1 protein-coding gene is annotated in these 2,029 nt (G+C 35.3%); it reads left to right on the top strand.

Features of this window, described 5'->3' with window-relative positions; translation table 11 throughout:
• The first annotated feature begins 160 nt into the window (after positions 1–160).
• A complete protein-coding gene (locus tag F6K13_RS30450; RefSeq protein WP_124144892.1) occupies positions 161–1,603 on the top strand; it encodes an NAD(P)/FAD-dependent oxidoreductase in 1,443 nt (480 codons plus the stop codon).
• The last annotated feature ends 426 nt before the right edge of the window (positions 1,604–2,029 follow it).

Genomic DNA, 2,029 nt, shown 5'->3' with positions numbered 1-2,029 from the left:
GCAATGTGCGCTGGCATATTTACAAATTACAAGAACTGTCCAATAGCTAAAAGTCTTGTATTATCGGTCTTTTATTCCCCCAGATGAGCTGTTGCCTGTTGCCTGTTGCCTGCGCACAGCGCTATATTATACCTCAAATCACCAACACCGAAAAATAAATATGCTTGACTACGATGTAGTAATCATAGGTGGGACAATAACAGGGATTTATGCAGCTATTACCGCAACACAACTGCAAGGTCGTGTGGCACTGGTACAACCTTCTTTTTCAGATTTTAGCAGCACCCAAGGATTTCATCACAACAAAATTATTGGTCAAATAGGAAATTTTGTTGAGCAGATAGACCACAAACAACAGTTTGGTATTTATCAAGGTAATGATGATTCTGGTGATATTTGGGTTAAGTTTGAAGAAGCAAAAAAGTATGCTGACTATGTGGTTTCTAATCAATTATCAAAATATGAACCTGCAATTTTAGGAGCATTAGGGATAGATGTAATTTTTGGTGAGGGTAAGTTTGTTGATCGCCCTAATTTAGCTTTTGTGATGAAAGGACGACATCTGCGCTCTCGCACATATCTTTTAGCCATAGCATCCCAGCCTATAATACCACCTATTCCAGGATTAACAACTACCAAATTTATTACTCCTCAAGAAATTAAACAACTCTCAAAACTTCCTCAAAGTTTGGTAGTTATTGGTGGAGACCCTAGTGGAGTAGAAATAGCGCAGAGTTTTTCTCGGTTAGGAACTAAGGTTACTATGGTAGTGAAAAGTTCTCATATTTTAGGTAAGGAAGATTCGGAAGCAGCATTTTTAGTTCAAGCTCAGTTAGAAGCAGAAGGTATTAGAATTATCACTAAAACTGAAGTATCCCAAGGGAGAGAAATTGATGATAAAAAATGGATTTTAGTCGGAAATGAAGGTATAGAAACAGATGAAATTATATTAGCAGCAGGTAATAAACCAGAATTTGAAAGTTTGAATTTAGAAGCGGTAGGTGTGAGGTTTAATAATCATAATTTATTGTTAAATCAAAAGTTACAAACTACTAATTCTCGGATTTATGCTTGTGGAGATTTAGTAGGTGGTTATTCATTTTCTCACATTGCTAATTATGAGGCTAAAATTGCCTTGAAAAATATTCTTTATTTCCCGATTTTTAAGGTCGATTATCATGGTATTCCTTGGGCAATATTTTCAGAACCACAATTAGCAAGAGTTGGTTTAACCGAAGCTCAAGCTAGACGACGTTATGGAGAAAATATATTAGTTTGTCGGCAATATTTTAAAAGTATTGACCGGACTCAAATTTTAGATAAAACAACAGGATTTTGTAAATTTATTGGTCATCGCAATGGCAAAATTTTAGGTGTTTCTGTGGTAGGAATTGAAGCAAGTGAGATAGTTCATATTATGGCATTAGCTATTCGTCAAGAGATAAAAATGGAAGCGATCGCTGATTTACCTCATATTTGGCCTACTGTATCAGAAATTAATGCTCAAACAGCAGCAGCATGGTTAAGGCAGAAAAGAGAGGGTCATCAAATAGTTAAAGATTGGCTAGAAAATTTATTTCATTGGCGACGTTCTTTTTTTTAAAGGGTAAGGAAATCATAAGTCAAGAGTCAAAAGTCAAAAGTCAGAACTCAGGAAAAAGGAGAAAGGAGTCGAGAGAGTGGGAATTATCTAGAAATATTCCGGCATTTTATGTCTGCTTTGAGTGGAAGTATAGAGTGCGACAATTGTATAACCGGATTTGATATAACTACCTTTTTTGAATTTGGTATGAGAAGTAAATTAGAAGGGAGAGAGATTTTTTTCAAAGATAAATTCAAAGTTAGGAATAATACAAAAGAGGCGATCGAACAATGAGGTAATTAGGGCTTGCTGATTAAATCTAAAAGTATTTACAGATAAAGGTTTTAGCCTTTTTTTGTTCAAAAAAAGTGCCTGTTTTTCAGCTCTTCACGCTCAAAAAGGAGCGTATTTTAGGCGCATAGTTGGGCAGAAAAATCATTCTTACAA

This window comes from Okeania sp. SIO2B9, from assembly GCF_010672505.1.
GTDB lineage: Bacteria > Cyanobacteriota > Cyanobacteriia > Cyanobacteriales > Microcoleaceae > Okeania > Okeania hirsuta.
The sequence above is the reverse complement of the archived record's forward strand: the minus strand, read 5'-3'. Positions and strand labels throughout refer to the sequence as shown.